This window comes from Dactylosporangium sp. NPDC051087 (assembly GCF_055586325.1).
In genome coordinates this window covers 88,336-110,865 of sequence record NZ_JBVJIJ010000023.1, presented here as the reverse complement: position 1 = coordinate 110,865, position 22,530 = coordinate 88,336, and the positions used below count along the sequence as shown (strand labels likewise).

Here is a 22,530-nt window from a genome sequence, read left to right as displayed (position 1 = left end):
ATGAGCACGGGATGGGCGTTGCTGGTGTCGGCGCTGCTGCTGGCGGCGAACGGGTTCTTCGTGGCCGCCGAGTTCGCGCTCGTGGCCAGCAAGCGGCACCGCCTGGAGCAGGCCGCCGCCGACGGCAGCCGGGCCGCGCGGGCCGCGCTCGCCGGCAGCCGGGAGCTGTCGCTGATGCTCGCCGGTGCGCAGCTCGGCATCACCCTGTGCTCGCTGGGGCTGGGCGCTCTCGCGGAACCCGCGATCGCGCACCTGCTCGACCCGCTGTTCCACGGCGCCGGCGTCCCCGAGCGGTTCAGCTACCCGATCTCGTTCCTGATCGCCCTCGCCGTCGTGGTGTTCCTGCACATGGTGGTCGGCGAGATGGCCCCGAAGTCGTGGGCGATCAGCGACCCGGAGCGCTCCGCCAAGGGTCTGGCGCTGCCGTTCCGGGCGTTCACCCGGCTCGTACGCCCCCTGCTGACCCTGCTCAACGGGCTCGCCAACGCCTGCCTGCGGCTGATCAAGGTGCAGCCGCAGGACGAGCTGTCGGCGGCGCACGGGCCCGAGGAGCTGATGATGCTGCTGGAGTCCTCCCGCCAGCACGGCACGCTCGCCCAGGACCAGCAGGAGCTGCTCAGCCGGATGCTGCAGCTGCAGGGCACCACGATCGCCGAGGTGATGACCCCCGGCGCGGACATGGTGACGGTACCGTCGGCGGCCAGCGCCGCCGACGTCGAGCAGGCGAACCAGGCCACCGGCCGCTCCCGCTTCCCCGTCGTCGACGCGTCCGGCGGTGTCATCGGTGTCGTGCACGTGCGCGACGCGTTGCGGGCCACGACGGCCGGCACCGCGGCCACCGCGGCGGACCTGATGATCGCCGCGTTCACCCTGCCCGCGCGCACCAGCGTGCTGGCCGCGGTGCGGTCGATGCGCGAGTCGAGGGCACAGCTGGCCGTCGCCACTGACGGCGGGACGCCCGTCGGCCTGGTCGCCCTGGAGGATCTCCTGGAGGAGGTCATCGGCGAGTTCGACGACGAGACCGACCCGATCACCCCGGCGGCGCGCGTCGGCGGGTGAGTCACCACCGCGCCGGCCCGCGGGTCAGGACGCCGGGTGTCAGTGGGTGATGTTGTAGGGGGCGCTGCGCCGGGCGGCGATCGGGGACCACTCCGCGAGGACCAGGGTGGCGTCGTCGGCCGGCGCGCCGCCCTGGTGCTCGGCGACGGCGTGCGCCAGGCGGCGCAGGGTCTCCGGCGCGGGCAGCCCGGCGGCGGCGTGCCGTTCGGTGAGGTCGATGAGCCGGTCGACGCCGAACTCCTCACCGGCCGCGTCGCGGGCCTCCGTCACGCCGTCGGTGTAGAGCAGCAGCCGGTCGCCGCCCTCCAGGTCCTCCTCGGCCACCTCGACGTCGTCGTGGACGCCGAGGGGCATGCGGCGCCCGGCTCCGAGGTCCCGCACGACCCGCCCGGTGCGCAGCAGCAGCGGCCTGGGGTGGCCGGCGTTGATGTACCGCAGCCGCCCCGCCTCCAGGTCGAGCTCCGCGAGGACGGCGGTCACGAGCCGGCTCTCGGGGAACTGCTCGGTCAGCGCCGTGTCCGCGGCGCGGGCCTGCGCCCGCAGGTCACCGCCCGCGCGGCGGACCGCCCGCATCGCCGACATCGCCACCCCGCACGCGAGGCTCGCGGCGAGGCCGTGCCCGACGGCGTCGAGGATGACGATCCTGGCCCGCGCGCCGTCGATCGCGTAGTCGAACCCGTCGCCGCCGACGTCGTAGCACGGCTCCAGGATCGCGCTGATCACCATCCGCTCGCACGCCGACGTCAGCGGCGGCAGCAGCTGCCGCAGCAGCTCCGCGGCCGGGGTCATCGGCCGGGAGCGGCGCACCTGGGCGAGGAAGTCACCCTTGTGGGAGGTGACGGTCACCAGGTGACCGATGAGCCCGGCGAGGGTCTCGCAGCGCGCCCGCAACGTCCCGTCGCGCAGCTGCGACTCCTGCGCCGCGAGGGTGAACTCGACCACGCCGAGCCGGTCGGTGCCGTTGACCATCGGCACGCACCACCCGTCGTCGCCCCTCTGCGTCGACCTGACCATCGCGAACGCCTGCCCCGCAACGGTCGTCTCCACCGGTTTCGGGTCCGGCAGCGGGTGCCCGGGGCGCGGCACCGGCCGCAGCGTGCGCTGTTCCTCGTCGACCAGGTAGATCGTGGCCCCGATCCCCAGCGGCGCCAGGGCCTCGTCCACGGCCGTCGCCAGCCCGTCGGGCTGGAAGAGATGCGATCCGTCCAGAATCGCGCTGAACGCTTCGAGCCAGCGCGCTTCCACCGTCGCCGCCATGCCTCGCTCACCCCTCGGCAAACCAAACACGGTCGCGTCCGCGACCCTCCCGTCACTCGGGTCGCAGCCGTTTCATCACCGCGACCGATATAACGGATTCCCATCCGCGCCGCGCCGGAAACGGACCCTGGGACCGCCCCGCGGGAGCCGCTACGCTCGGGTCGTGGAGTACTCCCTGGACCGCGACGAGTCGAGGCCGTCGGACGAGCGGGTCACCGCCGATGTCGCCGAACGCGACGGCGCGGCCGTCGTCACGGTGCGTGGCAAGGTCCTCTACGACACGCTCGCCCCGCTGGCAGACGCCCTGTCCACCCTGACCGGCCGTCCCGCCCTCGGCGTCGTGCTCGACCTGTCGGACGTGCCGATGTGCGACTCCAGCGGGCTCAACCTGTTCGTCAGGACCCGGTCGGAGCTCACCGCCACGGGCGGCTGGCTGCGGCTCTCCGGCACCCGCCCGCTGGTCGACAACGTGCTGCACATCACCAACCTCGACCGGATCCTCCCCCGCTACGCGACGGTCGAGGAAGCCACCGCCGGCCGGACCTGACCCCGTCGCGACCTGCGGCCTTCCGCACGGTGGCCGTCCGGGGGCATGGCCGGGCCTGACCGGCGATTCCACCGATGCCGTGGCCGCCGCGACGGCCGAAGGTGGCATGCATGGGACCCTGTGCTCCGCTACGACTCGCGATGTCCGCCGCACTGATCCTGGGCCTGGCGGCGCCGGCCGTGCCCGCCGCCGCGGGCGGAACACCCGGCGGCGCGACCGTCACCGGCCCGCTGCCCGGCGCCGTGCCCGGTGACCCGAAGGCCGGTGACGTCGCGGACACCTATCCGTTCTTCTCCACCACCGACGACCTCGCCGGGGCCGGCTACGTCGAGGAGGAGTTCCTCGTCGCCGGCACCGCCGACGGCTACGACACGGCCGGCAACCAGGTCGCCGCGGACGTGCCGTTCCGGACCAGGGTCGTCGTCCGGCGGCCGGCGCGGCAGCTCCGGTTCAGCGGCACCGCGCTCGTCGAGTGGCAGAACGTCACCGCCGGATACGACCTCGACGCGCTGTGGGACTTCGACGCGATCACCCGGGCCGGGCACGCGTGGGTCGGCGTGTCGGCGCAGCGGGTCGGGGTCGATCAGCTCCGCGGCTGGAGCCCCGCCCGGTACGGCACCCTCGACGTCACCGGCGGCGGCCGGTTCACCGCCGACGAGCTGTCCTACGACATCTACGCGCAGGCGGCCGCGGCCTTCCGGGCGAGGCTGCGGGCGGGCACGACGCTGGCGATCGGCGCGTCGCAGTCCGCGGCCAGGATGACGGTGTACTACCAGAGCATCCTGCCGAAGGTGACGCCCGTGTTCGACGGGTACGCGTTCGTCGTCGGGTCCGCGCCGACCCGCGCCGGGAAGGAGCCGGTGTTCCAGGTGCTGTCCGAGACCGACGTACGGACCCCTGACCGGCCTGCGGACACCGACCGGTTCCGCCGGTGGGAGGTCGCGGGCGCCGCGCACTCGGGATGGCGCGGGCAGGAGTACCGGGCGCCGATCTCCGTGCGGGATCTGGGCGCGGCACCGCAGTACACGTGCGGCAGCCCTCCGTTCTCCAGGGTGCCCATGGACCATGTCGTCGCGGCTGCCTACGAGCACCTGATCCGCTGGGTGCGGCGGGGCACCCCGCCGCCGGTGGCGCCGCCGCTGCGGTTCGAGGCGGACGGCACGAAGACCCGCGACGCGCTCGGGCTCGCCGCCGGCGGGATCCGGCTGTCGCAGGTGTCGGTGCCGACGGCGCTCAACACAGGCGACAACACCGGTGAGACGTTCTGCCGGCTGTTCGGCACGTATCAGCCGTTCGACGAGGCGACGCTGCGGCGCCTGTACCCGCACCGCGGCGCCCGGCCGGCGAAGGCGATCCTCGCCGACGTGGCGAACGTCCACGCCGGCTACCTGCTGCCCGCCGACGCCTGGCAGAACATCGTTTCTTATTGAACGCTTAGCGGGGCCGGTCATCATGGGACCATGCCGCGCATCCTGGTCGTCGACGACGACGCCGCCGTGCGGGACTCCTTGGCCAGGACGCTGCGGTTCGAGGGGTACCGGGTCGACACCGCCCGCGACGGCCAGGAGGCCGTGGACGCCGCGCACGCCGACGAGCCCGACGCGATGATCCTCGACGTGAGCATGCCGAGGATGGACGGGCTGCAGGCGTGCCGGCGCCTGCGCGGCGACGGGCTGCTGGTGCCGGTGCTGATGCTCACCGCCCGGGACAGCGTCGGCGACCGGGTCGCGGGCCTCGACGCGGGCGCCGACGACTACCTCGTGAAACCGTTCGCGTTGCAGGAGCTCCTGGCCCGGATCCGGGCGCTGCTGCGCCGGTCGCTGCTCACCGCGCCGGCCCGGCCGGCCGCGGACACGCTCGCGTTCGCCGACCTGCGCCTCGACCCGGCGACCCGGGAGGTGTGGCGGGGCGAGCACCCGCTGCGGCTGACCCGCACCGAGTTCACCATCCTGGAGGTGTTCCTGCGGCACCCGCGGCAGGTCCTGACCCGTGGCGTGCTGTTCGAGCACGTGTGGGGCTACGACTTCGGCGAGACGTCCAACAGCATCCACGTGTACCTCGGCTACCTGCGCCGCAAACTGGAGGCCGACGGCCGTCCCCGCCTGCTGCACACCGTCCGCGGCGTCGGCTTCGTCCTGCGCGAGGAACCCCTGTGAGCGCCGCGCGGCCACCCGGCGGGGACGCCGCGCGAAACCCGGACGGCGGCGCCGCGCTTCCGCCCGGCGGGACCGCGTCACGGGCAGGTGCGTCGCGGGCAAGTCCGTCGCCGCGGACAGGTGCGTCACGGGCAGGTGTACCGCCGCGGACAGGTGCGTCGCGGAGCGTGTTCGCCAGGTGGTGGCGGCGGCGGACGTTGCACGACCGGCTGTCGCTGCTGGTCACCGCGGCCGTCGCGGCCGCCGTGCTGACGGTGGCCGGGATCGCGTTCGCGGCCGTGTTCCAGATCCAGCGCCAGCAGCTGCGGTCCCAGCTGGACGCCGACGCGCGGTCGATCGCCGCGCAGCCCGAGCAGTGGCGCGACGGGCCACCGCCGGCCGGCCCCGGCGGCAGGAGGGACCTGCGGTTCCGCCGCGACATCGGACCGCGCTGGCAGATCCTCGGCCGGGACGCCGCCGTCACCTCCCGCTCCACGAACGGGCTGCCGGTGACCGAGGGGGCCCGGCGGGTCGCGGCCGGGCAGGAGGCGCAGCACCAGGAGCAGGTCGAGCTCGACGAGCACAGCTACCTGATGCTGACCGTGTCCGCGGGCCGCGGCGGCGGGGCGGTGCAGGTGGCGGTCGACCAGAGCCCGGCCAACCGCACCCTGGCCGTCTTCGGCCTGCTCATGGCCGCGGGCTGCGTCGTCGGCACCGGTGGCGCGGCGGCCCTCGGCCGGACCGTCGCCCGGGCCGGGCTGGTGCCGGTGCAGCAGCTGACGGAGGCCGTCGAGGACGTCGCGGTCACGATGGACCTCAACCGGCCCGTCCCGATCCACGGCGTCGACGAGATCGCCCGCCTCGGCCAGTCGGTGAACACGATGCTCGCCGCGATCGACGCCGCCCGCCGGTCGCAGCGGGCCCTCGTCGAGGACGCCGGGCACGAGCTGCGGACGCCGCTGACCAGCATCCGGACCAACATCGAGCTGCTGCTCGCGGTGGAGCGGCAGCCGGACCTCGCGCACCGGCTGCCGCCGGAGGAGCGGGCGAAGCTGCTGCGGGACCTGGAGGCGCAGGTCGGTGAGCTGGCGACGCTGACCACGGAGCTCGTCGAGCTGGCCCGGGAGGAGACGGCCCGGGAGCCGGCCGAGGACGTCGAGCTGACCGACGTCGTCGGCGCCGCCGTCGACCGGGTCCGCATCCGGGTGCCGTCGGTGACGTTCGGCACCGACCTGCGGCCGGTCACGGTCCACGGGCGGCCGAACGAGCTGGAACGCATGCTCGTCAACGTCCTCGACAACGCCGCGAAGTGGAGCCCGGCGGGCGGCGCCGTACACACGCGGCTGACGGCGGACGACGGCTGGTGCGTGCTGCGGATCACCGACGAGGGGCCGGGCATCGACGCGGACGACCTGCCGCACGTCTTCGACCGCTTCTACCGGGCGCCCGCCGCCCGTGGCATGCCCGGGTCCGGGCTGGGCCTGGCGATCGTCGCGCAGACCGCCGCCCAGCACGGCGGCACCGTCACCGCCGGCCCCAACACCCCGCACGGCACGGTCGTCACCATCCGCCTACCGGTCACCTGACCGCCCGCCGGTCACGCCACCCACCGGTCACCTGGCCGCCCACCGGTCACGTAGCCGCCCACCGGTCACGCCACCCACCGGTCACGTGGCAGCCCGCTAATCACGTAGCCGCCGGCCGGTCACGTAGCCGCCCGCCGGTCACCTGACCGCCCGCCGGTCACGCCGTCGCGGGGCGGTCCTTCCACAGGACGACGCCGGCGCTGGCGGCGACGACCAGGCCGATCGCGGCGATCTGCGCCGGGTGCAGGTCCTGCCCCAGGATCACGAAGCCCGCGAGGGCCGCGATCGCCGGGCCGAGGCTCATCAGCACCGCGAACGTCGACGTCGGCAGGCGGCGCAGCGCGGTCAGCTCGAACGTGTACGGCAGCACCGACGACAGCACCGCCACCGCCGCGCCCAGCGCCAGGACCCGCGGCTCGAGCAGCGTCCCTCCGGCGGTGACGATCCCGGCGGGCAGCGCGAGGACGGCCGCGACGAGCATCGCGAGGGTCAGCCCGTCCCGCTTCGGGAAGCTCGCGCCGGTCCGCGACGACAACATGATGTACCCGGCCCACGCGCCGCCGGCCAGGAACGCGAACCCGACCCCGACGGGGTCCAGCTGGTCGAACCCGCCACCGCCGAGGAGCCCGACGCCGGCGAGCGCGAGCAGCGCCCACAGCCACGCGACCCGCCGCCGGGCGGTGACCACCGACAGCGCCAGCGGCCCGAGCACCTCCAGGGTGACGACGGGCCCGATCGGCATGCGCGCGATGGCCGCGTAGAAGGCGAGGTTCATCCCGGCGAGCACGGCACCGAAGACGCCGACGAGCATCCATTGGCGGCGGGTGTACCCCTTGAGCCTCGGCCTGCCGACCGCGACGAGCAGGGCGGCACCGATGACGAGCCGCATCGACACGACCCCGGCCGCCCCGGCGATCGGGAACAGCGTGGTGGCGACGGCGGCTCCACTGTGGACGGACGTCTGCGACGCGAGGACCCGCCACACCCCACCGGCGCGCCCGGCGGGCTGAGCGGCGACAGGGGCGGGGGCGGTGAGGACGTCGGTCACACGGGCCACGCTAGGCAGCGCGGCGGATCATCGGAAATGCCGTTTCACAGCTGGTTATGCTTGACGCGCATGACCATCGAGCTGCGGCACCTCAGAGGCTTTCTCGCCATCGCGGAAGAGGGAAATCTCACCCGCGCGGCGGCCCGGCTGCACCTGACACAGCCGGCGCTGACCCGCACCCTGCAGCAGCTGGAGGCGCACCTCGGGGTCCGGCTCGTCGACCGCTCCACCCACCACCTGGCGCTGACCCCGGCGGGCCACGAGTTCCGCCGCAACGCCGCCGCGGCCGTGGCGGCCGTGGAGCACGCGCTCGACCCCGGACGGCACCGCGGCCGGCCGGTCCGGCTGGGGCACGCGTGGTCGGCGCTCGGCGCGTACACCACCACCTTGCAACGCAAGTGGAAGCGCACGCATCCGGAGACGGTGCTCGAACTCCTCCGCCTCGACGAGCGCAGCGCGGGCCTCGCGTCCGGCGCGGTCGACGTCGCCGTCCTGCGCGGCCCGCCGCACGTGCCCGGCGCGCACACCGCCCACCTCATGCGCGAGCCGCGCCTCGCCGCGGTCGCCGACGACAGCCCGCTCGCCGGCCGGGCGTCGCTGACCCTCGCCGACCTCGCCGCGGAGCCCCTGGCCCTGAACACCGTCACCGGCAGCACGACCCTCGCGCTGTGGCCGGCCGACGCCGCACCGACGCAGCTCGTCCCCGTGAAGAACACCGACGACTGGCTGTCGGTCATCATCGCCGGCGACGCGGTCGGCGTGACCCCGGCGGCAACCGCGGCCATGCACCCGAACCCCGCCGTGCGCTACGTCCCCCTCACCGACGCCCCACCGGTCGACGTGATCCTCGCGTGGCGCGAGCCCTTCACCCACCCTGCGGTGCCCGACCTGCTCCGCCTGGCCCACGACGTCGTCAGGCGCTGAGCACTCTCCCCCGCGCGGCCCGTCCGCCCCGGCGCCCATGGCGGGGCGCCCGTCCGTCGCTCCCGTGACCGCCGCGGGCGACCACGACCGGACGGCGCCGCAGGCCGTGACCATGCGATCCGCACCGCTCCTCCGCCACGTGAACGCAACGCCGCCCCCGCTTCCGGGCGCCCGTGACGGGAGTGCCCGGCCGTCGCTCCTGCGACCGCCGCAGGCGACCACGACCGGACGGCGCCGCAGGCCGTGACCATGAGGCCCGCGCCACTCCTCCGCCACGTGAACGCAACGCCGCACCGCTTCCGACGACGATCGCGACGCGCACGGCCGACCAGCGGCCGGTCACCGGGTGTCACCGCGGCGCACCGGAAACCACCGCGCACGCCGGCCATACAAACGCACCGTTGCCACCGCAGCGCGCCGCCCGCCTGGGCGCACCGTTGCCACCGCGAACCACCGGTCCGCCTGGGCACGCCGGCGCCATCGCAGGACGCCGTCGGTCGCGCGGGAGGCGACGAGCGCGTACACCGACTCCCGGCTTCGGCGCGCCCCCGCCATCTCTCCGCCCAGCCGCTCACATCGTGAACACGGCGATGCCGTCGGCGGACCACGCCCAGGGGCCGCCGAGCATCGCGCCGTCGGGGAGGGTGGTGAGGACGCGGCGGCCGCCGGTCGTGTCCAGCAGGGTGAGGTCGCTGCCGGTCTGCACGGCGACGGTCCGGCCGTCGGGGGAGAACCTGGCGTGCCGCCCCGCCGGCCCGGTCGCGACGTGCCGCCCCGATAGGCGCGCCACACGCGAACGTGGCGCCGAGGTTGGGGCCGTCATCTCTCCGCCGGGTCACTCACCAGCCGGCCCAGTCGTGACGTGCCGCCTCGGTCGGCGCGCCCCGTCATCTCCCTGCTCGGCCACTCCCCCGGCCCGCCGGCTCGCCGACCCGGTCGCGAAGTGCCGCCCCGGTCGCGCCCGTCACCTCTCCGCCCGGCCGCTCACCCGCCGACCCGGTCTCAACACGCCAACCCAGTCGGCCCGCGCCGTCACCTCTCCGTCCGGCCACTCACCCGGCGTGCCGGCCCGCCGGCCCGGTCGGTGCGCCGCACGCGAACGTTGCACCGAGGTCGGAGCCCGTCACCTCCGCCCGGCCGCTCACCCGCCGACCCGGCCACAACGCGCCAACCCAGTCGGCGCGCGCCGTCACCTCTCCGTCCAGCCACTCACCCGGCGTGCCGGCCCGCCGGCCCGGTCGCGACGTGGCGACCCGGATGGTGCGAACCGCCGCCCGACGGGGGCGCCGCATCCGAGCCCGCCGCACCGCCGCCCGGAATGTCCGCACCGCCATCCGGAATGTCCGCGCCGTCGCCGGGACCATCCGACATGCCGGAATTGTCCGGAACGCCGGTGGAGGGGGCAGTAGCGGGACGGGCGGGCCACCAGAAGCGTTCGCCGAGCAGCAGGGCGATCGCCGGCACCACGACGGTCCGCACGACCAGGGTGTCCAGGACGACGCCGATGCCGACGATGACGCCGATCTGGGTCAGCACGATGACCGGCAGCACCCCGAGGACCGTGAACACGGCCGCGAGCAGGATGCCCGCCGAGGTGATGACGCCGCCGGTCGCGCCGAGTGCCCTGACCACGCCGGCGCGGGTGTCGCGCAGCGCGGCCGCCTCCTGCCGGGCGCGGGTGACGAGGAAGATGTTGTAGTCGACGCCGAGCGCGACCAGGAACAGGAAGCTCAGCAGCGGCACCCCCGCGTCCAGGGCGGGGATGTCCAGGACGTGCCGCAGGACGAGGCCGGCCGCGCCGACGCTGGCGGCGTAGCTGACGATGACGGTGAGCAGGAGCAGCACCGGCGCCACGGCGGAGCGCAGCAGGACCACGAGGACGAGGAGCACCACGAGCAGGACCAGTGGCACGACGATCATGTTGTCGCGGCTGTACGCGTCGCGTTTGTCCAGGTCCGCGGCGGGCGCGCCGCCGACGAGCGCGTCGCTGCCCGGGATCGCGGCGAGGGCAGTGCGCAGGTCCCGCACCGCCTGGTCCGCGGCGGGCGTCCCGGACGCGTCGCGGAGGTCGACGCGCAGCTTGGCGAGCGCGCCGTCGTCGGAGGTCTCCGGTTTTCCGACGGCCGCGACCCCGCCGGTGCCCTCGACGGCAGCGGCGGCCTGCGGTGCGGTCGCGGCGACGACGATGACGGTCACGGGCTGGGACGACCCGGCCGGGAAGTGCCTGGCGAGGGCGTCCTGCGCGGTGACGGACTCGACCTCGGTGCGGAACTGCTCGGTCTGCGACAGCCCGATCGACGTGCTCAGCAGGCCCGCGGTGAGCAGCGCGAGGAGGACCGCGGCGCCGGCGAGGACCCGGGCGGGGTGCCGGCCGACGGCGTGCGCGACCCGGGACCACAGGCCGCGAGTGGTCGGGTCGTCGCTGCCCAGGCGCGGCACGAACGGCCAGAAGATCCCGCGCGGCAGGCAGACGAGCGCCGCGGGCAGCACGACGAGGCCGAAGAACAGCGCGACGGCGACGCCGATCGCGGCGGCCACGCCGAGCGTCCGGTTGGCGGTCAGCACCGCGGCGAGCAGCGTGAGCAGGGCGAGGATGACGGTGCCGGCGCTGGCGACGATCGCGGGTGCCGCGTTGTGCAGCGCGACCCGCATCGCCTCCCGGCGGTCCTCGGTGCGGCGCAGCTCTTCGCGGTACCGCGAGATCAGCAGCAACGCGTAGTCGGTGCCGGCGCCGAAGACCAGCACGGACACGATGCCGCTGACGGACGCGTCGGTGCGTTCGCCGACGAGCACGGCGACCCACGGCAGGAGTTTCGCCACGACCTGGTCGCCGACGCCGATGACGACGAGCGGGACGATCCACAGCAGCGGGCTGCGGTACGTGATGAGCAGCAGCACCGCGACGACGCTGGCGGTCGCGATCAGCAGGGTCACGTCGGCGCCCTCGAACGCGGCGGAGATGTCCCGGCCGAACGCGGGGCCGCCGGTGACCTGCGCGGTCAGCCCGTCCGGGAGCCCGCCGCGGACGGTCTCGCGGAGCTTGTCGACGGCGGCGGACAGGTCGTCGCCCTCGCCGGTGAGCGTGACCGGGAGCAGCGCCGCCCGGCCGTCCTCGGCGACGACCGCCGGTGCCTGGCCGCCGACCGTCGTCCGGGTCCGCTCGATGATCGAGCGATCGGCGTCGGTGAGTGGTGCGTCGCGGCGCTCGTACACGACGACGGCGACCTCGGCGCGGCCGCTGGCGAACCGGTCGGCGAGCTGCGTCACCTCCGTCGACTGTTTGCCGGCGGGCAGCCCGTCGCCGGGCTCCGCCTCGGGTTGCGCGGGCGAGTTGAGGAACACCAGCGCGGTCAGCCCGATGGTGACCAGCAGGATCAGGACCGCGCCGAGCCGGCCGGTGACGGCCGCTGCCACACGTGTGCCCACGCTCTAACCTCTCGAAGACCAGATAGTTCGACGATCGAAGTGATTGTTGCCCCCTTCATACCCGCCCACCCAAATCGACGCAACAATCGACGCAACTCGCCGTAGTCATCAGCGTACGCAAGAAATCCCGGGCGGCCACCCCTCCGCCGGCGGCCCGGCGGCGTGTCTGAGGGTGTGGAGGTGGAAGTGGACGCTGAGGAGTCGTTCCTGGCGTACGTGCGGGAGCGGGTCGCCGCGCTGTCCCGGATCGCGTACCTGCTGACCGGCGACCGGCACCTGGCCGAGGACCTGGTCCAGGAGACGCTGCTGCGGGTGGCCGGGCGGTGGGGGCGGATCGCGGCCGGCGGCGACCCGGACCCGTACGTCCGCCGCGTCCTCTACCACCAGCACGTGACCGCGTGGCGGCGGCACCGCGGCCGGACCGTGCCCGTCGCGCAGCCCCCGGACCGGCCCGCCCCCGACGGCACCGACGCCGTCACCGGCAGCGTCGCCGTGCGGGCCGCCCTGGCGAGGCTCGCGCCGAAGCAGCGGGCCGTGATCGTGCTGCGGTACTTCGAGGACCTCACCGAGGCGCAGACCGCCGACATCCTCGGCTGCCGCGTCGGCACCGTGAAGAGCAACACCCGCGACGCCCTGGCGCGGCTGCGGGCGATCGCCCCGGCGCTGCTGAGCGACACCGGACTGGCAAGCGACACGGACCGACTGGAGGTGCGCGGATGACGCGGCTGCCCGCCCAAGAATCCCAGGGACTCGCCCGGCGGCTCACGGAGACCGCCGACGACATGCCGGCCGCCCGCGTCCCGGCGGACCTGTGGCGCCGCGGCCGCCGCCGGCACCGCACCCGCCGGGTGATCGTCGCGGCGCTCGTGGCCCTCGCGGCGGCACTCCCCCTCGCCGCGCTGCCGGGTCCGGCGGTCCTGCCGGCCGAGGGCGGCGGCGCCGTGCCGGGCAGGCTGCACCAGCCGTGGCCGTGGCAGGCGAGCGTGGCGGGCGACCCGCGCGGCCCGGCCGCCCTCCTCGTCAGCGGCGGGGGCGGCTACCAGAGCATGGACCTGCCGTTCACGTACGGCAGCCGGATCAGCGCGATCGGTCGCGACGGCTCCTACCGGGTCCTGCCCTACGGCAACACCTACCTGCAGGCGGGCCAGGACGTGCTGCTGTCCCCCGACGGCCGGCGCGTCGCGGGCGACGGCACGTACCTGAGCCACCTCGGCACCGGCAGCGGTGACGTGTCCGTCGTGGACCTCGGCACCGGCGACGAGCGCCGCTACCCGGGCGCCGGCAACATCGACCCCATCGCGTGGAGCCCCGACGGCACTCGGCTGCTGATCCGCCGGTACAGCGCACCCGCCTGGTGGAGCGGCGCCTACGACGGGTCCGACACCGTCGAGTCCGACAACGGCACCCTGTGGCTGCTGGACCTCGGCTCCGGCGCGACGACCCGGCTGCTGACCCTCGGCCGCACCAGACCGGGCAGGGCCGCGTTCTCCCCCGACGGCCGGACCGTCGCCGTGCAGACCGGCAGCGACCTCACCCTGCTGGACACGACCGGCGGCGGCCGCCGCCGCCTCACCACCCTCCCCGACGGCGCGATGCTCGGCGGCCCCTGGGCATGGTCCGCCGACGGCATCGCCGTGTTCACGATCGCCGAAGGCTGCACGAGCACCTGCACCAACGCGGAGCGCAACGACCGGACCTGGCGGCTCACGGTGCTGTCCAGCGGCTCCGGTACCCCCACCGGCCGGACCTTCGCCACCTTCGGCGGCGCCGCGGCCAAGCTCGCGGGCTGGCAGCGCGACGGCACCGCGGTCGTCGTCCGCTACCTCGACGAGGAGTCCCAGCAGGGACCCGCCTACGACGCGCCGGACGCGTACCGCGCCGTCATCGACGTCGACCTCCTCGCCCTGGACCAGCGCGGCGGCACCACGGTGCTCCTGCGCGGGCCGCGCGGCGTCATCTGGGACCTCGACGTCGCCGTGGACCTGGTGGCGGCGGGCGCGTTCGGCGGCCCGTCCCCGTCGCCGTCGGTGCTCCCCCTCGCCCGCTGGGCGGCGACCACGGTGTTCGTCGCCCTGTGGCTGCTGGGTCTCGCCGTCTGGCTCGTCGCCGCCGTGATCCGCCGGTCCCGCGGACCGCACCGGACCAGGCCGGCGGGCACGGCACAGACCCGGCCGTGATCCGCGAGCCCCGCGGACCGCACCGGACCAGGCCGGCGGGCACGGCACGGACCCGGCGCGGGCACGGCACGGACCCGGCGCGGACCCGGCCGTGACCGCGGCCGGGTCCGCACGGGCAGCACCTGTCAGGAAGGCGGCAGCAGCGCCTGGTTGGTGGAGAACATGTTGGCCGGGTCGTAGGTGCGCTTCACCCGCAGCAGCCGGTCCCGGTCGGCGGCCGGCCAGTTCGCCAGCAGCGCCTCGGGTCCGGCGCCGCCGGAGAAGTTCATCAGCCCGCCCGGGACGGTGTCGCCGGCGGCCGCGGCCAGGACCGCGCCGGTGACCGCGTCGACGACCGGTGCGAGCTCCGGCACGCCGAGCCCGACGACGAACAGCGAGTAGGCGGCGTCCCGGCTGGGGACCGCGTTCGGGACGGCCGGCGGCCGGGCGAGCGCGCCGCCGAGGTGCCGCAGCTCGACCATGACGAGCGGCACGTCCACCCGCGGGCCGGCGGCGGCGAGGAGCCCGTCGACGGTCTCGGCGGTCAGGTCGCCGAGCAGCACGCCGCGTTCCCGGGTCGGCGTCGGGTCGACCGGGTCCTGGTGGATCGAGTCGACCGCCTGGTAGGGCAGGTCACCGACGCCGCCGAGCAGCACGGGCGCCGCGGCGAGCATCGGCGCCAGGATGTCCTTCGCGTCGCCGGCGTCGCCGAGGTACGCCACCCGCAGGTGCACGACGAACGCGCCGCGCAGCGGCTCCGGCAGCTGCGGCAGCGGGGGCAGGCGCAGCAGGGCGAGGGACGTGTTCATCCGCTCCGGCAGTGCCGGCGCCCACGCCCGGTAGGCGTGCAGGACCTCCGCGGCGTGCGTCGCCGGGAAGTAGAACCCGCCGCCGGCGAGCGACGGCACGTCGAAGAGGTCGAACTCGACGGCCGTGACGATCCCGAAGTTGCCCTTGCCGCCGCGCACGGCCCAGAACAGTTCGCGTTCGTTGTCGGCGTCGACGGTACGGACGTCGCCGCCGGCCGTGACGATCTCGATCGAGCGGACGTGGTCGGCGGCGTGGCCGAAGGTCCGGCCGAGGAGCCCGAGCCCACCGCCGAGGGTGTAGCCGACGACGCCGACCTGCGACGACGAGCCGCTCAGCGGCGCGAGGCCGTGCGGCGCGGCGACCTCGATGATCCGTGACCACCGCACCCCCGCCGCGGCGCGGGCGGTGCGGGCCTCGGGGTCGACGAACAGGTCCTGCATCCGGTTCGTCGTGATGAGCACGCAGCCGACGGCGGGCCGGACCGCGCCGTGCCCGGTGGCCTGCACGGCGACGGGCAGGCCGTGCAGGCCGGCCCAGCGGACCGCGGCGGCGACGTCGGCGGTGGAGGTGGCGCCGACGGCGACGACGGGTCTGTGCGGGTTCGCCACGTTCCAGGCGAAGATCTCCCCGGCGAACCCGTCGTCGTCGGGCAGGAACACGGGGCCGTCGACGGCGGCGGCGAGATCGGCGAAGGACAGCGTCATGAAGGTTTCCTCGGGTCAGGGCGCCGTCGAACGAGGACGCCGGAAGACCCACCGTGCGCGGCCGCACTTAACAGCCGCTTGGTCACCGCTCAAAGCCTGCGCCGCCGAAGGCCCCGCGGCCGGGCTCACGCCGGGCAGGCGGGGCCGAACGCCGGGCGCTGGGTCAGCGTGAAGCGGCAGCCGAAGTCGGCGGCGGCGACCGCCCGGCGGTCCAGGATCGCGTCGCCGGCCGGCCGGTGCCCGGTCCGCACCCACGCGACCAGGTCGTCGAAGCCCTGGGCGAGCTCCGGCACCGTGAACTCGCAGTGCCCGAGGGCGCGCACCGCCCGGGACACGAACAGCTTGCCGCGCCCCTGGAGTGCGGCGCGTTTCGCGTACACCTGCTCCATCGAGATCGGCACGAACAGGTCGCCGATCGTGTGCATCGACAGCACCGGCACGCGCGGGCGGCCGTCGACGCGCGGCACGCCGGTCAGGTCGCGCGACGGCAGGTCGGTGCGGTCCACGCGCAGGGCGGCGCGGTTGACCCGCAGCTCGTCGCGGTTGAGCCAGAGACTGTCGTCGTTCTGGTACAGGGTGAGCCGGTTCGACGTGACGTTGCCCTCGGCGATGCCGGCGGTGCCGCCGTTCAGGCCCGGGTACACGCCGAACAGGAACGGGACCGTCGTCAGCGGCGGGATGCCGGGCAGCGCGCTCCAGTAGGCGATCGCGTTGTCGAAGCCGGGCCGGGTGCCGCCGCTGCGCTGCTCGACGAAGCCGCCCCACGTCCGCCCGAGGTCGGTCAGCCCCGCCCCCTGGCCGAGGAGGGGGACCTGCCGGGCCACCTGCTGGCGGTACACCTCCTGGAACGACGGGTCGACGGGCGCCGCCGGGAACGTGATGGTCGTGCCGGTGAGCGCGGCGGCGGTGACGTTGGCGTCGAGGAAGTAGTCGAACAGCTCGGCGTCGCCGAGGACGCCGCAGACGGGCATCGCGGCGACGAACGCCTGCGGGTGCTTCTCGATCGCGACCGCGGTGACGTGACCGCCCATCGACGCCCCGGTCATGTAGACCGCCGACGGGCGCAGTCCGGTGCGTTCCTTGAAGCGGGCGATCAGGTCGTACGAGTCGCGCACGCCCTGACCGACGTCGTAGCCGTTCGTCTGGTAGCTGGACGCCGCCCAGGCGAAGCCCTTCGCCAGGTAGTGGGCGCGCAGCGACGGGCTGTCGACGTACACGGTCGTGCCGAGGCCGCGGTACCCGTGCGCGTACAGGACCAGCTCGCCGTTCCAGGCGGCCGGCTTCTCGATCCGGAACGCGGCGCCGTCGACGATCCCGGTCCACACCGTGGACCCGCCGACCGGCGCGAACGGGGCGCCGGTGACGTCGCAGTCCGGGTCGGCGACGGTGTAGCCGGGCCGGGTGGTGCTGGCCACGGGCGGGCCGCAGACCGGCGGGTCCGCGGCCGCGGCGGGCGCCGGGACGGCGAGGACGGCGGCGACCATGACGACGGCGGAGATCAACGACGCTGCGCTGCGCATCCACCCATGAGACGCCCGTCGATGCCTCGCTGTCAACGACTGTGTGCACTCCTAGTGCGCTTTGTTCCGGACCGCAGGATCACGGTGCCCGCGCCGACGAGCGCCAGGCCCGCCGCGACCAGCAGGCCGACCGGCGGCCCGGTGACCGGCAGCGAGCCGCCCGCCGCGGCGACCGTCACCGGGAGCGTCAGGACGCGCGGGGCGCCGCCGGGGGCGATGCCGCTGATCGCGAGGGTGTGGCTGCCGCTGTACCCCGGGGGGATGGTCACCTCGACCGACACGTCACCGGCGGCGTCGGACGTCGTGGTCACCAGCGCGGCGGGCGTGGAGTAGATCCCGACGGTCACCGGCGAGTTGGGCGCGAACCCGGAGCCCTTCAGCGTCGTGGTGCGCCTCGTGGGCGTGAACGCCGCGCCGCCGGACGTGTCCGGGGTGCCGTCGCCGGTCGGGACGGTGGCCGGCAGCGTCGGCGCGGCCGGGGTCACCGTCACCGCCGAGCTGGACGGGGAGTCGCCGGCGGCGTTCGTGGCCCGCACCGTGACCGTGTACGCGGTGCCGTTGGTCAGCTGGGTCAGCTCGCACGACGTGCCGCCGGCCGGGGCGGTGCAGGTGCGCCCGCCGGGCTCCGCGGTCGCCGTGTATCCGGTGGGCAGGTCCGCGCCGGTGCCGGCCGGGGTGGCCCAGCCGACGGTGGCCCGCGCGTCGCCGCCGGCGGCGGTCACGCCCACCGGCGCGCCGGGCCTGGCGACCGGCGGCGTCGAGGGGCTCGCGCTCGGCGTCGGCGACGCGGTCTTCGTGGGGGTCGGCGTCGGCGTGGGGGTCGGCGTGGATGTGGGGGTCACGGTGGGCATGGGGGCCGGTGTGGCGGTCACCGTCGGCGTGGGGGTCGGCGTGGGGGTCACGGTCGGCGTCGGTGTGGGGGTCACGTTCGGGACCGAGACGTTCGCCCGCGGCGTGCTGGGGTCGCCTTCGCCGATGGCGTTGGTGGCGCTGACCGCGACCGAGTAGCTCGCCCCCGCCGGCAGCCCCGCGATCGTGCACGTGGTCGCCGGGGCGGTCGCCGCGCAGTCGCCCGCGACGCCGCCACCGGCGGAGAACGCCCGCGCCTGGTACGTCGTGATCGCCCTGCCGCCGTTGCTGACCGGCGCGGTCCACGAGACGCCGACGCCGCCGGCGCCGTTGGCCGCCTGCACCGCCGTGGGCTTGCCCGGCACGGTGTCCTGGGTCGCTGTCGAGGCCCGGTTGTACACCTCGATCCGCCGGATCGAGTAGCCGAGGTCGGGCACGTCGAGCATGACCCCGCCGTCGACCTCGGTGACCGTCGCGGGGATCGGCACCTGCGCGTTGGTCACCGAGTCGATGCCCAGCACGTCGAAGCCGACCGTGGCGGCCGCCGACGCCGTGGTGCTCAGCGACGTGAAGTAGCCGCCGGGGACGAACGCGTTGAACGACCCGCGGACCGGCTCGCCGTGCATGTCGAGGTGCGGGTTGCCGAGCACCGACAGGTACCAGTACGGGTCCGGGTAGGTCGCGTACTGCACCACCGTCGGCCGGGCCTGCGCGTCGGAGGCGAGGTAGAAGCCGTCGAACGCGTCGCGTGCCGCCTGGTCCCAGGTCTGCATGTCCTGCGTGTTGCCGATGAACCTGGAGCCGGTGCCGGTCTCGTCCGCCATCGTGTTCTCGTCGCCGCAGTCGGTGCCGGCCACGCAGGACGCGAACTTGTCCCCGGTCGTCCAGTCGATCTGCGTCACGCGCCCGGCGATGACCAGGGTGTGGTTGCCGGTGTTGACGTCGGTGGTACGGGTGACGCGCAGATCCCTGGCCAGAGCCATCGTGTAGCGCGGGACGAACGTGCCGGTGCGGACGGTCAGCTCGACCTCGCCCGCCCTGACGGCCGCGTTCACCCCGTCGGCGTCGAAGCCGGCCACCGACCAGTTGAACGACGTCACGTAACCGCCCAGGGTGGTGACGGTCGCCGAGAGCCCGAACGACGCCGCGGTGGCCTCGACCCCGCCGTTGGGGGTCACGTTCGCCGACTCGATGCAGTACTGGTCCGTGGGGGCCGCGCACATCGGCCACGCCGACGCCGGCCAGTCCACCGGCGGGTCCGCGAGGGCGACCGCGCCGCCGACGGCGACGCTCACCAGTGCCCCGAGGGCATACAGCAGCCTGCGCATTCGCGGTCCTCCACCGTCAGACCGCCCCGTGCGGTAGGTACCGCCAAATTACCCAATTTCGTGTTTTGCCGGACGCGATTCGGGCAGGTCGTCGATTTCCCCAAAACCGAAACGGCTTCTAGACTCCCGGACCCATGGACCGCCGTCACCTGCGTTGGATCGTCCCCGCCGCGGGCGGCGTCCTCGCCGTCGTCGTCTCGATCGTGCTCGTGCTGCAGGACAGCGGCAACGCCGCCTGCGCCGCCGCGCCGCCACAGCGGGATCCGGTGGTGGAGAACGTGCGCGGCGGCAGCGCGTCGTATTACAGCACCAACCGCAACGGCATGTGCAACCTCGGCGCCCCGTCCAGCGACGGCTACGCCGCGATCGGCCCGGCGGAGTGGGCGGGCGGCGCGGCGTGCGGGTCGATCCTCGCCGTGACCGGCCCCAACGGTCAGACGACCAACGTCCAGGTCGTCGACCAGTGCCCGTCCTGCCCGGCCGGCAAGATCGACCTGAGCAAGGCCGCGTTCGCCCGGATCGGCGACGTCAGCTCCGGCATCATCAAGATCACCTACGGCACCGTCCGCGACCCGGCGCTGCCCGGCCCGCTGAAGGTCAGGGCGAAGGGCGGCACCGGCTATTCGTCGCTGTCGGTCGTCCTGGACAACCACGGCAACCGGCTGTCCACTGTGGAGCTGCAGGCCGGCGCCGGCTGGACGCCGCTGAAGCACAACACCGACAACACCTGGACCGGCCCGTCGGGGCTGACCGGCCCGGTCACCCTGCGCGTCACCGACGTCGCCGGCCACCAGGTCACACTGGCCGGCGTCGCCCTGGGCCAGTCGGCGTTCCAGCAGACCGGCACCCTCATGTACAGCCCGGCACCCCCGTCACCGTCGCCGTCCCCCTCGCCGTCCCCGTCGCCGGCCGCCCCGTCGTCCGCCGCACCGGCGCCGGTCGAGGCCGCCGTCACCAGCGCCGTCCCCGTCTGCTGACCCGCCTGCCGGCCCGTCTGCCGGCCCGGTCGGCCGCCGGGGCTCAGCGCGGGGTGTCCGCGGACGGGGTGAAGGCCGGGCCGTGGCCGGGGACGACGATGTCGGCGACGGCGAGGACGCGCTCGCGCCCCCGGTGCAGGGCGGCGAGGTCGGTGGCGTAGTCGTCGCCGACCGACGTGGCCGTGTTCCACAGGTGCGTGAACGCGACGACCCCGCCCGCCGTGCCGACCAGCGTCGTGATGTCCTCCGGGGTGTGGCCCGGGGTCCGGATCAGCCGGATCGACGGTGTCAGCTCGAAGCCTTCCGCGTCCCGGTCGTCCCACCGGTCGCCCTGGTACACCGCCCAATGGTCGTGGAAGCGGGCGTTGGGGAACAGGGCCGCGTTGAGCGTGTGGTCGGGATGGTGGTGGCTGAACACGACGTCGGTGACCTCGGCCGGGTCGACGCCGAGCGCCGTCAGCGGGCCGAGGATCAGGGAACGGTCGCGGACCATGCCCGGGTCGGTGACGAGCAGGACGTCGCCGTCCCGGACGAACCCGACGGTCGAGGCCACGCCGTCGCCCGCGTAGCCGGTGTGCAGCACGTCATACGTGGCGGTCGCCGCCATCGGCCGATCACTCATGCCCCCAGCATGCCCCTCCCCGCGCTCCCGGGCGAGACCGGGCGCCGCACGGGCCCGTCTACCATTGCCGGATGGTCAGCGGCGGTGGGTTCCGGCTCGGCGTCGACTTCGGCACCACGAACACGGTCGCGGCGCTCGCCTGGCCCGACGGCACGATCCGCCCGCTGATCTTCGACGGGAGCCCGACGCTGCCGTCGGCCGTGTACCGCGCCCCCGGCGGCGACCTCCTCGCCGGCCGCGACGCACTGCACGGCGGCCGGGTCCGGCCCGAGAGCCTGGAGCCCAACCCGAAGCGTTGCGTCGACGACACGGCCGTCCTGCTCGGCGGCGCCGAGGTCCCGGTCCGGGATCTGATCGCGGCGGTGCTGCGGCGGGTCGGCGCGGAGGCCGCCCGCGTCGCCGGTTTCCCGGAGGTCGGGCCGACGTCGGGTTTCTCGGAAGTCGTGCTGACGCCCCCCGCGACGTCGGGTTTCCCGGAGGTCGGGCCGGCGCGCCCCGCGACGTGGGGTTTCTCGGAGGTGGTGCTGACGTGCCCCGCGACGTGGGGGGCGCGCCGCCGGCAGGTCCTGCTCGACGCGGCCGCCGACGCCGGTCTGGGCCCGGCGCGTCTCGTCGCCGAGCCGGTCGCGGCCGCGGCCTGGTTCGTCTCCACCGCCGGCGTCGACGTCCCGGCCGGCGGCTGCATCGTCGTGTACGACTTCGGCGCCGGCACCTTCGACGCCTCGGCCGTGCGGCGCGACGCCAGCGGGTTCACGGTCCTGGCCGAGGAGGGCCTGCGGGAGACCGGCGGGCTCGACGTCGACGCGGCGGTCGTCAGCTACCTCGGCGCCGTCCACGCCACCCGCGACCCGCAGGCGTGGCAGCGGCTGGGCAGTCCCGCCTCGGCGCAAGACCTGCGGCTGCGGCGCGGCCTGTGGGACGACGTCCGCGCCGCAAAGGAGGCCCTGTCCCGCGCCGCGGCGACGGAGCTGCACCTGCCGATCGTCGACGACGTCGTCGTCCTGGGCCGGGAGCAGCTGGAGCAGCTGGCCCGCCCCCTCGTCGAGCGGACGGTCGCGACGACCGCGGCGGTGATCCGCGCCGCCGGCCTGACCCCGCCCGACGTCCACGCACTGTTCCTCGTCGGCGGCTCGAGCCGGCTCCCGCTCGCCGCGACGATGCTGCACCGGCGGTTGCGGCTCGCTCCGACGGTACTGGAGCAGCCCGAGCTCGTCGTCGCGCAGGGCAGCCTGTGCGTCCCGCTCCCGTCCGCTGCCCCCGGGCCGCCGGGCGGGTCGGGGATGCCGGGGTTCTCGCCCACGCCCCCGGCCGCCGGCATCACCGCTCCCGTCTCCGCGGCGCCGGCGTCCGGAATCCCGGCTTCCGGGGCGCCGGTGTCCTGGTTGCCGGAGGCCGCGGCTTCTGTCTTCAGGCCGCCGGGGGGCGCGGTGCCTGTCTCCAGGGCACCGGGCATCGTGGCGCCTGTCTCCGGGGCGCCGGGGGCTGCGGCGCCTGTCTCCGGGGCGCCGGGGGCTGCGGCGCCTGTCTCCGGGGCGCCGGGGGCTGCGGCGCCTGTCTCCGGGGCGCCGGGGGCTGCGGCGCA

The 22,530-nt window shown here is 75.0% G+C and carries 18 protein-coding genes; 10 read left to right on the top strand and 8 right to left on the bottom strand.

Going from position 1 to position 22,530, the window contains the following annotated elements:
* Window positions 1–1,059: a hemolysin family protein gene (locus tag ACZ6TV_RS37670; RefSeq protein ID WP_465303102.1), complete on the top strand. Its 1,059-nt coding sequence runs from the start codon at window positions 1–3 to the stop codon at window positions 1,057–1,059.
* A gap of 39 nt (window positions 1,060–1,098) precedes the next feature.
* On the opposite strand, the gene ACZ6TV_RS37665 is transcribed toward ACZ6TV_RS37670, so the two are convergent.
* Window positions 1,099–2,316, bottom strand: a complete 1,218-nt coding sequence (locus ACZ6TV_RS37665; RefSeq protein ID WP_465303100.1) for a PP2C family protein-serine/threonine phosphatase — start codon at window positions 2,314–2,316, stop codon at window positions 1,099–1,101.
* Between the two features lie 163 nt (window positions 2,317–2,479).
* On the opposite strand from ACZ6TV_RS37665, the gene ACZ6TV_RS37660 reads away from it, so the two are divergent.
* From ACZ6TV_RS37660 to ACZ6TV_RS37645, 4 genes are all read left to right on the top strand, one after another.
* Complete coding sequence (locus ACZ6TV_RS37660; protein ID WP_465303098.1) at window positions 2,480–2,863, top strand: STAS domain-containing protein; 384 nt, start codon at window positions 2,480–2,482, stop codon at window positions 2,861–2,863.
* A 140-nt stretch (window positions 2,864–3,003) separates the two neighbouring features.
* Entirely contained in the window at window positions 3,004–4,293 is a 1,290-nt protein-coding gene (locus ACZ6TV_RS37655; RefSeq protein ID WP_465303096.1) for an alpha/beta hydrolase domain-containing protein, read from the top strand.
* 30 nt (window positions 4,294–4,323) lie between these two features.
* Window positions 4,324–5,019, top strand: a complete 696-nt coding sequence (locus ACZ6TV_RS37650) for a response regulator transcription factor (RefSeq protein WP_465303094.1) — start codon at window positions 4,324–4,326, stop codon at window positions 5,017–5,019.
* A 167-nt stretch (window positions 5,020–5,186) separates the two neighbouring features.
* On the top strand, window positions 5,187–6,584 hold the full coding sequence (locus ACZ6TV_RS37645; RefSeq protein ID WP_465303092.1) for a HAMP domain-containing sensor histidine kinase: 1,398 nt from the start codon (window positions 5,187–5,189) through the stop codon (window positions 6,582–6,584).
* 157 nt (window positions 6,585–6,741) lie between these two features.
* On the opposite strand, the gene ACZ6TV_RS37640 is transcribed toward ACZ6TV_RS37645, so the two are convergent.
* Complete coding sequence (locus ACZ6TV_RS37640; RefSeq protein WP_465303090.1) at window positions 6,742–7,632, bottom strand: EamA family transporter; 891 nt, start codon at window positions 7,630–7,632, stop codon at window positions 6,742–6,744.
* A gap of 69 nt (window positions 7,633–7,701) precedes the next feature.
* On the opposite strand from ACZ6TV_RS37640, the gene ACZ6TV_RS37635 reads away from it, so the two are divergent.
* On the top strand, window positions 7,702–8,556 hold the full coding sequence (locus tag ACZ6TV_RS37635; RefSeq protein WP_465303088.1) for a LysR family transcriptional regulator: 855 nt from the start codon (window positions 7,702–7,704) through the stop codon (window positions 8,554–8,556).
* Between the two features lie 571 nt (window positions 8,557–9,127).
* Here ACZ6TV_RS37635 and ACZ6TV_RS37630 read toward each other — a convergent pair.
* Together ACZ6TV_RS37630 and ACZ6TV_RS37625 are read right to left on the bottom strand one after the other, a co-directional pair.
* The gene (locus ACZ6TV_RS37630) at window positions 9,128–9,346 is read right to left on the bottom strand and encodes a hypothetical protein (RefSeq protein ID WP_465303086.1); all 219 of its coding nucleotides are present in this window, start codon (window positions 9,344–9,346) and stop codon (window positions 9,128–9,130) included.
* Between the two features lie 419 nt (window positions 9,347–9,765).
* Entirely contained in the window at window positions 9,766–11,982 is a 2,217-nt protein-coding gene (locus tag ACZ6TV_RS37625) for an MMPL family transporter (protein WP_465303084.1), read from the bottom strand.
* Window positions 11,983–12,162: 180 nt separating this feature from the next.
* Here ACZ6TV_RS37625 and ACZ6TV_RS37620 point away from each other — a divergent pair, with 180 nt between their 5' ends.
* Both ACZ6TV_RS37620 and ACZ6TV_RS37615 read left to right on the top strand, forming a co-directional pair.
* The gene (locus tag ACZ6TV_RS37620) at window positions 12,163–12,702 is read left to right on the top strand and encodes a SigE family RNA polymerase sigma factor (RefSeq protein ID WP_465303082.1); all 540 of its coding nucleotides are present in this window, start codon (window positions 12,163–12,165) and stop codon (window positions 12,700–12,702) included.
* Window positions 12,699–14,159: a hypothetical protein gene (locus tag ACZ6TV_RS37615; RefSeq protein WP_465303080.1), complete on the top strand. Its 1,461-nt coding sequence runs from the start codon at window positions 12,699–12,701 to the stop codon at window positions 14,157–14,159. The genes ACZ6TV_RS37620 and ACZ6TV_RS37615 overlap by 4 nt, the downstream gene beginning before the upstream one ends.
* 125 nt (window positions 14,160–14,284) lie before the next feature.
* Here the strand turns inward: ACZ6TV_RS37615 and ACZ6TV_RS37610 are convergent, their stop codons facing one another.
* The 3 genes from ACZ6TV_RS37610 to ACZ6TV_RS37600 form a co-directional block, all read right to left on the bottom strand.
* Window positions 14,285–15,652: an FAD-binding oxidoreductase gene (locus ACZ6TV_RS37610; RefSeq protein WP_465303078.1), complete on the bottom strand. Its 1,368-nt coding sequence runs from the start codon at window positions 15,650–15,652 to the stop codon at window positions 14,285–14,287.
* A 125-nt stretch (window positions 15,653–15,777) separates the two neighbouring features.
* On the bottom strand, window positions 15,778–17,172 hold the full coding sequence (locus ACZ6TV_RS37605) for an alpha/beta hydrolase family protein (RefSeq protein ID WP_465303076.1): 1,395 nt from the start codon (window positions 17,170–17,172) through the stop codon (window positions 15,778–15,780).
* Between the two features lie 32 nt (window positions 17,173–17,204).
* Window positions 17,205–19,349 (bottom strand): fibronectin type III domain-containing protein, encoded by a 2,145-nt coding sequence (locus tag ACZ6TV_RS37600; RefSeq protein ID WP_465303074.1) that lies wholly within the window; start codon window positions 19,347–19,349, stop codon window positions 17,205–17,207.
* Window positions 19,350–19,483: 134 nt separating this feature from the next.
* Between ACZ6TV_RS37600 and ACZ6TV_RS37595 the strand changes: the two genes are divergently transcribed.
* A complete protein-coding gene (locus ACZ6TV_RS37595) occupies window positions 19,484–20,326 on the top strand; it encodes an expansin EXLX1 family cellulose-binding protein (protein WP_465303072.1) in 843 nt (280 codons plus the stop codon).
* A gap of 43 nt (window positions 20,327–20,369) precedes the next feature.
* On the opposite strand, the gene ACZ6TV_RS37590 is transcribed toward ACZ6TV_RS37595, so the two are convergent.
* The gene (locus ACZ6TV_RS37590) at window positions 20,370–20,948 is read right to left on the bottom strand and encodes an MBL fold metallo-hydrolase (protein WP_465303070.1); all 579 of its coding nucleotides are present in this window, start codon (window positions 20,946–20,948) and stop codon (window positions 20,370–20,372) included.
* A gap of 71 nt (window positions 20,949–21,019) precedes the next feature.
* Between ACZ6TV_RS37590 and ACZ6TV_RS37585 the strand changes: the two genes are divergently transcribed.
* A partial coding sequence (locus tag ACZ6TV_RS37585) for an Hsp70 family protein (RefSeq protein ID WP_465303068.1) occupies window positions 21,020–22,530 on the top strand: 1,511 nt, incomplete at its 3' end.

Bases quoted from the DNA above. Each gene is read 5' to 3' on its own strand.
- ACZ6TV_RS37670 (WP_465303102.1), top strand. From the start codon at position 1: ATGAGCACGGGATGGGCGTTGCTGGTGTCGGCGCTGCTGCTGGCGGCG.
- ACZ6TV_RS37665 (WP_465303100.1), bottom strand. From the start codon at position 2,316: ATGGCGGCGACGGTGGAAGCGCGCTGGCTCGAAGCGTTCAGCGCGATT.
- ACZ6TV_RS37655 (WP_465303096.1), top strand. From the start codon at position 3,004: ATGTCCGCCGCACTGATCCTGGGCCTGGCGGCGCCGGCCGTGCCCGCC.
- ACZ6TV_RS37650 (WP_465303094.1), top strand. From the start codon at position 4,324: ATGCCGCGCATCCTGGTCGTCGACGACGACGCCGCCGTGCGGGACTCC.
- ACZ6TV_RS37635 (WP_465303088.1), top strand. From the start codon at position 7,702: ATGACCATCGAGCTGCGGCACCTCAGAGGCTTTCTCGCCATCGCGGAA.
- ACZ6TV_RS37615 (WP_465303080.1), top strand. From the start codon at position 12,699: ATGACGCGGCTGCCCGCCCAAGAATCCCAGGGACTCGCCCGGCGGCTC.
- ACZ6TV_RS37610 (WP_465303078.1), bottom strand. From the start codon at position 15,652: ATGACGCTGTCCTTCGCCGATCTCGCCGCCGCCGTCGACGGCCCCGTG.
- ACZ6TV_RS37605 (WP_465303076.1), bottom strand. From the start codon at position 17,172: ATGCGCAGCGCAGCGTCGTTGATCTCCGCCGTCGTCATGGTCGCCGCC.
- ACZ6TV_RS37600 (WP_465303074.1), bottom strand. From the start codon at position 19,349: ATGCGCAGGCTGCTGTATGCCCTCGGGGCACTGGTGAGCGTCGCCGTC.
- ACZ6TV_RS37595 (WP_465303072.1), top strand. From the start codon at position 19,484: ATGGACCGCCGTCACCTGCGTTGGATCGTCCCCGCCGCGGGCGGCGTC.
- ACZ6TV_RS37590 (WP_465303070.1), bottom strand. From the start codon at position 20,948: ATGAGTGATCGGCCGATGGCGGCGACCGCCACGTATGACGTGCTGCAC.